At 71.2% G+C, this 8,449-nt stretch carries 8 protein-coding genes; 4 read left to right on the forward strand and 4 right to left on the reverse strand.

The genetic code is table 11. From position 1 onward, the window contains the following. Positions 1–142: 142 nt before the first annotated feature. Complete coding sequence (locus ACZ61E_RS32370) at positions 143–802, reverse strand: class F sortase (protein ID WP_469703965.1); 660 nt, start codon at positions 800–802, stop codon at positions 143–145. A gap of 320 nt (positions 803–1,122) precedes the next feature. On the opposite strand from ACZ61E_RS32370, the gene ACZ61E_RS32375 reads away from it, so the two are divergent. Next, the gene (locus ACZ61E_RS32375; protein WP_078073962.1) at positions 1,123–1,608 is read left to right on the forward strand and encodes a hypothetical protein; all 486 of its coding nucleotides are present in this window, start codon (positions 1,123–1,125) and stop codon (positions 1,606–1,608) included. Between the two features lie 117 nt (positions 1,609–1,725). Here the strand turns inward: ACZ61E_RS32375 and ACZ61E_RS32380 are convergent, their stop codons facing one another. The 3 genes from ACZ61E_RS32380 to ACZ61E_RS32390 all read right to left on the reverse strand — a co-directional run bounded on the left by ACZ61E_RS32380 (position 1,726) and on the right by ACZ61E_RS32390 (position 3,929). Continuing rightward, positions 1,726–2,334, reverse strand: a complete 609-nt coding sequence (locus tag ACZ61E_RS32380) for a hypothetical protein (protein ID WP_469703966.1) — start codon at positions 2,332–2,334, stop codon at positions 1,726–1,728. 232 nt (positions 2,335–2,566) lie between these two features. Next, positions 2,567–3,331 carry a bestrophin-like domain gene (locus tag ACZ61E_RS32385; RefSeq protein WP_469703968.1) on the reverse strand — a complete coding sequence of 255 codons (765 nt, stop codon included), beginning with the start codon at positions 3,329–3,331 and terminating at the stop codon, positions 2,567–2,569. A 13-nt stretch (positions 3,332–3,344) separates the two neighbouring features. Beyond that, a complete protein-coding gene (locus tag ACZ61E_RS32390; RefSeq protein ID WP_469703969.1) occupies positions 3,345–3,929 on the reverse strand; it encodes a hypothetical protein in 585 nt (194 codons plus the stop codon). A 201-nt stretch (positions 3,930–4,130) separates the two neighbouring features. Between ACZ61E_RS32390 and ACZ61E_RS32395 the strand changes: the two genes are divergently transcribed. The 3 genes from ACZ61E_RS32395 (at position 4,131) to ACZ61E_RS32405 (ending at position 8,348) form a co-directional block, all read left to right on the forward strand. Further along, positions 4,131–5,075, forward strand: coding sequence for an SCO0930 family lipoprotein (locus ACZ61E_RS32395; RefSeq protein ID WP_469703971.1), 945 nt, complete (start codon positions 4,131–4,133; stop codon positions 5,073–5,075). A 208-nt stretch (positions 5,076–5,283) separates the two neighbouring features. Further along, positions 5,284–6,096: an SAM-dependent methyltransferase gene (locus tag ACZ61E_RS32400; RefSeq protein ID WP_469703973.1), complete on the forward strand. Its 813-nt coding sequence runs from the start codon at positions 5,284–5,286 to the stop codon at positions 6,094–6,096. Continuing rightward, positions 6,096–8,348 carry a putative bifunctional diguanylate cyclase/phosphodiesterase gene (locus ACZ61E_RS32405; protein WP_469703974.1) on the forward strand — a complete coding sequence of 751 codons (2,253 nt, stop codon included), beginning with the start codon at positions 6,096–6,098 and terminating at the stop codon, positions 8,346–8,348. Before ACZ61E_RS32400 ends, ACZ61E_RS32405 begins: the two co-directional genes overlap by 1 nt. The last annotated feature ends 101 nt before the right edge of the window (positions 8,349–8,449 follow it).

An 8,449-nucleotide genomic window follows, 5' to 3' on the forward strand; every position in this document is an offset into this window, starting at 1 on the left:
TTCCGGTTTTTAGGAAGAGGGGGTACACCCTCACGGTACCGAGGCGCGGATACGGCATCACCCCACCGAAGCGCTGACACACGGCGGCGGGTGGGGCGGCGCCCCCCCCCCCACCCGCTCCGTACCGGACGGACCCGTCCGCTCAGCGGGTCTCCACCAGCCGGGCGAAGACCACGACGTTGCCGTCGTAGCCGCCCGCCTTCGAGTAGCCGCCGCCGCAGGTGATCACCCGCAGCTCGGAGTGGCCGGTGTCGCCGTACACCCGCGCTCCCGGGAAGTCGTCCTTGGAGAACACCTCGACGCCGTAGATCTCGAACACCGCCACCCGCTCGTCGAACCGGGTGACCTCGATGTGCTCGCCCTTGCTCAGCGAGCCGAGACCGTAGAAGACGGCCGGGCCCGCCTGGTTGTCGACGTGACCCACGACCACCGCGGTACCGCGCTGGCCGGGGGCGACACCGTTCTGGTACCAGCCCGCCATGTTCGCGTCCTGCGGGGGCGGGGCGGCGATCCAGCCCTCCGGGTCGAGCCCCACGTCCATCACGGGCGCGTCGACCTTGATGGCCGGAATCGTCACACGGGACATGGGGGCGTACGGCAGGGGCTTCACGATGGGGACGGTCCCCGGCTCGGTCACCCGCTCCTGCCGGGTGTCCAGCGCCGCCGCCGAGGCCGGCTGGGGCGGTCCGAGGGACACGTCGGCCCCGTTCCGCATCAGTGCGAGACCAGAGAGCATGACGAGAGCCAGCACGCCCCAGGGCGAGCGTTTCCCCGACTCCGAGCCGATGCGCGCAAGGCCCATGGTTCTCCCTTCCTGGGCGCCTGTCACGCACGCTAGGCGCGGACGTCCGTGCCCGCGAGAGCTGGAGGGCGAATGGGTGGTGCGGCCGTCCGCGCCCGTGCCGCTGCCCCATTCGAGTAGTCGTCATATAAAAACTTCTGACGGTCTGTGACCTGCGGGTCCGTCAGGCCGGATCGCGTCCTGTCGGCGTGTCGCCTCACCGGGGTGGACCAGTGCCGAAATGCAGGGAGAGCACCAGTTGGTGATGGTTCGTCATGGAGGGCGTACTCGTCGAATTCCCGGAGCACCGCTTTGGGGCGTCTTCCGCTGGAGGCTCAACGATGCGTGCTTCACGCGCTCTCATGGTGACTGCCGCGGCCTGCGCCGCCGTGGCGCTCTCCGCCCCACTGGCCGGGGCAACCAACGGCCCGACCAACGTCCGCGTCAACCCGTTCGCCGTTCACCAGGGCGGAACGCTGCACATCACCGTCGACGGCTGCGGCCACGGCGGCACCGTCACGTCCAACGCCTTCCCCACGGCGCAGCTCTCGGTGAACTCCTCGGGCCACTCGGAGGCCAGGGCCCGTATCCACAACCACGCCACGCCCGGCGACTACAACCTCTCCGTCAAGTGCAGCGACAACAGCCGCATCGCGACCCACCGCTTCCGGGTGCTCGCCGGCCAGGGCGCGGAGGGCGGCCTCGGCGGCTCCATCGGCCCCAGCTCGACCGAGATGGCGGTCGGAGCGGGTCTGGTGGGTACCGCGGCGGTCGGCGGCACGTACTTCATCGCACGCCGCCGCCGTGCGGGCAACGCGCTCGTCTGACCCGGCCGGAGATCCGCACGTCGAACGGCCGTCGCCCCGAGTCCATGAGAGGACTCGGGGCGACGGCCGTTCCGTCCGCTCCGCTTACCGGCGGGGGAGCGGGTGACGGTCGGGGGGTCAGTGCAGTCGGTTCGCCGAGCGACGGCGCACTACGAGGACGGTGCCGACGGTCGCCGCGGTGACCAGCCCGCTGCCGATCGCGAGTTCCGTGCCGTTCATGCCCATGAAGCTGCCGCCGAGGCCGCCCTTGACACCACCGGGAGGCGCGATCGCCGTGGAGCTGGTGGAGCCGGTCCTGGTCGGTGACGGGGTCGTCGTCCGGGTCGGGGTGGGAGTCACCGTCCCGGTCGGCGTCACGGTCGGGGACGGCGTCGGGGACGGGGTGCCGCCCGCGATGGTGAGGTCGGTGGTGCCCTCCTCGCCGTTGCAGACGAAGGTCACCTCGTACATCGCGCCGGGCTTGGCGTCCCAGAAGACGGAGGCGCGCGCCGAACCGCCGGAGGGGACGGGGGTGTCGTCGAACACACCGGACTCGGCGGTGGCGGTGCTGCTGCAACCGGTGACCGTGAGGGTCACCTCCCCGCCGGCGGCGACGACCGAGGGGGTGACGGCGAAATCGAACGGCGGGTCGGGGGCCGCCGCCGTGGCCATGGCCACGGCAGGCGTGGTCAGTGCGAGTGCGGCCGCTCCCAGCAGAGCGGCGGACGCGGCACGTATCGCGCGCATGGTCGATCCTCCGGGTCTCCGAGGGGCAGTGCGGAACTGATTTCCGCGGATGGCGGGAAATGCACCTCGATACCCGGCACGCTAGGAGTGTGCTGTCACCGCCGCGATCGCAGTCCGGCGAACGGGTTGTCCTGTCACCCGACCGGCCGCGCGCCCCGACCGCCGCCGTCCGGGGCCCGCCCCGACCGCCGGACGGGCCCGTCGAGCCCGTCCGGCGGTCCCGGTCTCCCGCTCAGGAACGGATGTGCGGGAAGAGGTCGGCGAAGGGGGCCGCCGTCGCCGAGATGCCCCGGCCGTACGGCGCGTCGAAGTCCCAGATGAGGAAGAGCAGGAACGCGATCAGCGCGCTGAAGAGACCCGCCAGCAGCAGTTCCCGCCAGGAACGGCGGATCTGGAGGGTGAAGATCAGCCCGACCGTCACGACGGCGCCGGTGATCAGGCCGAACCAGACGACCCCCGGCATCGTCGCACCCGCGTTCTCGCCCCTGGCGCCCCGCGCGTCGTCGGCCGCCGCCACCTCGTCGACCAGCGGCTGGTACGCCTGCGCCTCGTGGTCGTCGGCCGGCACGTAGTCGGTGACGCTCCGCCGCACCTGCTCCAGCAGCGCCGTGCCCTTCTCGCTGAGGCTGTTGTGCTCCGACATGTGGGACCACTCGGTGTCGACCACATAGGAGACGTACGCGTCGACGTCGCCCCGGATCCGGTCGCGGACCTCGGCCGGATAGACCTCCGACCGCGCCTGCACCTCGTGCAGGGCCTGCGCCTCCTGGCGCACGGACTCCTGTGCGCCGCCGCGCGCCTCCCAGACGCCCGCGATCGCCAGGCCCAGCACGATCGCGTAGACCACGCCGATCATCATCGTCATGTATTCGAGGACGTCAGGGCTCTCCGATGGGTCGTCGTCGGCCGGGACCCGCCGGTTGTTGATGAGGACGATGGTCACGACGACCGCGCAGGCGGCGGCCATCGCGATGGTCAGGACAAGCCATTCCGACATGGGTCTCCGTCAGCTAGCGGGAACGGGGGCGAAGGATGGCGGCGGCGAGGACCGCGGGCGCCGTGAGCAGCAGCATGAGCATCACGACGGACGTGCTGTTCGTCGGCTGCTTGCGGACCGGCGCCTTGTACGCGGGCAGGACCCGTACCTCCGGCGGATCGGCCTTGGGCGGAGGCGGCGGTGGCGAGGGCTCCGGTGACGGTGGGGGAGCGGGCGGTGACGGCGGGGCGGGCGGGTCCGCCACGGGCCGGACCGGCGGCTGCGCGACCGGCGGTGGTACGGGCGCGGGCTCGGCGACCACGGGCGGCTCGGGCTCGGGTTCGGGTGTGGGCGGTGGTGGCGGTGAGGGTTCCGGCGGGGGCTCGGGCGACGGCGGCGGGGGAGGGGGCGGCGGCTCCGGCGGGGGTTCGGGAGGCGGCGGCGGTGGAGGGGGCGGTGAGGGCCGGCAGGGCCCGTCTCCGATGACGACGACCGCGCCCGCACCGCCCGGCCCGGTCCAGGCCGAGACGCAGACATCCGCCGCGGCCGGCACGGGCGTGCTGACTATCCACAGGAGCCCCGTGACCACGAGGGTCCGTACGACAAGTGATCGGTTCACGGCGGCAGCATGAATCAACACCGCCTGCGGCATGCCGAAATGCTGCTGGATTCGCCTGATCGTGGGGAATCGGGGCTTTCCGCGTTTCTTTCTGAAGATTCTTTGAAGCCCGTTGAACGCTCCTCACCCTCCCACGCGTACATAGGGCCATGAACGGCGCGGCCTGGCGCCCCAACTGGCCTACGAAATACGGGAGTTGACATGAACACCTGGCGGAACGCCTCGCTCGCGGTGACCGCGGTGGCCGTACTGGTCCTGACGACGGCGTGCGGTCAGGAGAAGGGCGAGAGCCCCAACGGCCAGGCGGTCGGCGCCGCCGCACCCGCCGACGGCGGCTACGGCTCGGACGCCGGCTACGGCGACGAATCGGCGGCGGAGCCCAGGACGGCCGGTCAACTCGCCGTGTGGGACAGCAAGAAGCTCGGCGAGGTCGTCACCGACAGCGAGGGCATGACGCTCTACCGGTTCGACAACGACACCGCCGAGCCGCCCAAGTCGAACTGTGCCGGTGAGTGCGAGAAGGCGTGGCCGGTCGTCGCCGCGGGTGACGTCAAGGCGGCGGCGGGCACCGACGCGTCGAAGATCGGCGAGGTCACCCGCGCCGACGGCACCAAGCAACTTACCCTCGGCGGCTGGCCCATGTACCGCTACGCCAAGGACGTCAACCCCGGTGACGCCAACGGCCAGGGTGTGGGCGGCACTTGGTTCGCCTCCGCTCCCGACGGCAAGAAGGCCGCCCTCGGTGCCTCCGGGGACGACGAGGCCGGTGCCTCCGAGGCGGATCTCGCCGGGCTGTCCGTGCGAAAGGATCCCAAGCTCGGTGAAATCGTCGTGGATTCCCAGGGTATGACGGTATATCGGTTCAAGAAGGACAGCGCGTGGCCGATGAAGACCGCCTGCACCGGGGCCTGCCTCGAAAAGTGGCCGGTCGTCGCCCCGGTCGACAAGAACGACACCGAAGGCATCATCAAGAAGGGCTTCGTCACGTTCGACCGGCCGGACGGAATCAAGCAGCAGACCATCGACTGCTGGCCGATCTACACCTTCGCCGGCGATGCCGAGCCCGGTGACACCAATGGTCAGGGCGTCGGCGGCACCTGGTACGCCGTCGCTCCCGACTCCAAGCTGGTCGGAGCGCCCAAGTAGTCCCCACGTCGCGCCTCCGACCGACCGGTCCGCCGTCACGCCCCCGTGCGTGACGGCGGACCGTTTGCGTGTCAGGGTTCGGGTGTGACCGAGAACGGACCGCTAATTTCCGTTTCAGCTCGCTCTCTTGGCGGGCGATCAGTAGCCTCGGCTCGAACACCGGCCATGTACAAGGCCGTTCACCCATGGCGACTTGTTGGAGATCTCGATGGAGCGTCCCGCCTGGGCACCGCAAGGCATCGACATATCGGTGCCGAGCGTTTCCCGCATTTATGACTACTATTTGGGCGGTTCGCACAATTTCGAAGTGGACAGGGAAGCGGCCCGTAAGGCAATGGAGTTCATGCCGGGACTTCCCAAGATCATGCAGGCGAATCGGGCGTTCATGCGCCGCGCCGTCCGTTTCGCCGTGGGCGAGGGCGTGACCCAGTTCCTCGACATCGGCTCCGGCATCCCGACGTTCGGCAATGTCCACGAGGTCGCCCAGTCCGCCGAACCGGACGCCAGGGTGGTCTATGTCGACCACGACCCGGTCGCCGTGGCACACAGCAAGGCGGTGCTCGAAGGCAACGACAACGCCGGGGTCGTGGCCGCCGATCTCCGCAGACCGCGGCAGATCCTCGACAGCCCCGAGGTCTCGGGTCTCCTCGACCTGAGCCGGCCGGTCGGCCTGCTGCTGGTCTCCGTCCTGCACTTCCTGGAGGACGAGGACAAGCCCGCCCAGGCCGTCGCCGAGCTGATCGGAGCCCTCGCCCCCGGCAGCCTCGTCGTCCTGTGCCACGCCTCGTACGCGGGCATCCCGCTGCCCCAGGAGAAGGTGGCCGGCACCGTCGGCGTCTACAAGGACATCCGCAACCCGCTGGTCATGCGGACCCGTGAGGAGATCGCCCGGTTCTTCGACGGCTGCGACCTCGTCGAGCCCGGACTGGTGCCCATGGGGAACTGGCGGCCCGAGAGCCCCGACGGCCCGGAGGACCCGTACGCGTCGTCCGGGTTCGCCGGCGTGGGACGCAAGGCGTGATGGTACCGGCGGAGGTCCCCGACGAAGCGGCGGAACCGGACGGACTGGAGGACCGGCTCAGGCGGTTCGCGACGATCTGGAGCCGGGCGATCTTCCCGGCGACGGCCACGTCACTGACCCGGCCCGAGTTCGAGCAGCATCTGCTGCCCCTGGCACGCCGGTTGAGGGACGCCCTGCACGAGAAGATCTTCGACGCCGCGCCCGCGCACGGCGTAGGGGCCGCCCTGGTGGCCGTGCACTGCACGGACCCCGAGACGCTCGCCCGCTCCCTGGGCGTCGTCGACGCCTATCTGGTGCTCTACTGCGGCGCGCCGGCCGACCCGGCCGGCGAACTGGCCGCCGAGGAGCTGCGGGCTCGCTGCGCCCGGCTCCAGCACGCGCTCGCCGCCGGGTTCGCGCTGGCGCTGCGCGAACGCACCCTCACCGAGCAGGAGGCCATCGCGCGCTCCGCGCTCACGGCGCGCGGCGTCGCCGAGGACGCGCTGCACGCCACCGAGGCCCGGTTCCGCGCGGTGTTCGAGGGCGCCGCGATCGGCATCGGCATCGCCGACCTCGACGGCCAGGTGCTGGAGGTCAACAACACCCTCACGCAGATGCTCGGCGGTCTCGAACACCATGTCCGCAGCAGGAACGTCAGCGAGTGGGTGCACCCCGACGACGGACCACAGGTCTGGCGGATGCACGGCGAGCTGGTCCGTGGCGAACGGGAGAGCTTCCGGACCGAGAAGCCCTTCTTCCGCAACGACGGCACCGTCCTGTGGACCAATCTGACGGTCTCGCTGCTCAGGGACGTCGACGGAGTGCCGCAGTACCAGCTGGCGCTGCTGGAGGACACCACCGAGCGGCGGCTGCTCAATCTGCGGCTGCGCTACGAGGCGACCCACGACGCCCTCACCGGACTGCCCAACAGGACGCTGTTCTTCGAGCGCCTGGAGAAGGCCCTCGCCCCCGCCAGGGAGCCGGCCAAGGAGCCCGCGGGAGAGACGGCGAAGGGCGCCGCCAAGGCCACCCCGGCCACCCCGCGGCCGACCCGCTTCGGCCTGTGCTACCTCGATCTCGACGGCTTCAAGGCGATCAACGACAGCCTCGGCCACTCCGCCGGGGACCGGATGCTCGTCGAGGTCGCCGACCGGCTCCAGAGCTGCGCGACGGCGCCCGGCGAGATGGTCGCCAGGCTCGGCGGCGACGAGTTCGTGGCGCTGACCACGGGGCCCGACTCCGTACGCGAGGTGAACGACCTCGCCTCCCGTATCCTCGGCGCGCTCGCCACCCCGATCAGCCTGGACGGCCGTGAGTTCACCGTCCGGGGCAGCATCGGCATCGTGGAGGGCAAGGCGGGGGAGTTCACCGCGGCGGAGGTGCTGCGCAGCGCCGACATCACGATGTACCGGGCCAAGTCGGCGGGCGGCAACCGCTTCGAGCACGCCGACGCCGAGGCCGACGCCCGCGCCATCACCCGGCACGGGCTCACCACGGCCCTGCCGACCGCGCTGGAGCGCGGCGAGTTCTTCATCGAGTACCAGCCGCTGGTGCATCTCGCCGACGGCAAGGTGCACGGCGCCGAGGCGCTGGTGCGCTGGAGCCACCCCACCCACGGGGTGCTCGGCCCCGACCGGTTCATCCCGCTCGCCGAGCACACCGGGCTGATCGTGCCGCTCGGGCGCTGGGTGCTGGAGCAGTCCGTACGGCAGGCCAGGGCGTGGCAGGAGGAGGTGGCGGCCGGCTCGTTCGCCGGCCCGGTGCGGATCAACGTCAACCTCTCTCCGGCCCAGCTCCACCACCCGGGCCTCGTCGCCGACACGGTGGAGGTGCTGGAGCGGGTCGGCCTCGCTCCGGGCTCGCTCTGTCTGGAGGTCACCGAGTCCGCGCTGATCGGCGCGGACGAGGATCTGCTCAAACCGCTGCGGCAGCTCGCCGAGATGGGCGTCGACATCGCGCTCGACGACTTCGGCACCGGCTACTCCAACCTCGCCAATCTGCGCAGGCTCCCGGTGAGCGTGCTCAAGCTGGACCGGTCCTTCACCCAGGGGATGCAGCAGCACCCGGCCGACGCCGTCGACATCAAGATCGTCGAAGGGATCGTCTCGCTCGCGCACAGCCTGGAACTGGCCGTGACGGTGGAGGGCGTGGAGACCGGCACGCAGGCCGACCACCTGCGCAGGCTGGGCTGCGACACGGCACAGGGCTGGTACTACGCGCGTCCGGGCCCGCCCGAGATGCTGCACACCCTGTCGCTGGCCGACGCGGTCTGACCCCCTCCGGACGCGGGGGGGGGGGGGGGGGGGGGGGGGGGCGGGGGGGGGGGGGGGGGGGGGGTGGGGGGGGGGGGAGGGGGGGGGGGGGGGGGTGGTGC

It is taken from the genome of Streptomyces sp. NPDC104581 (genome assembly GCF_055583685.1).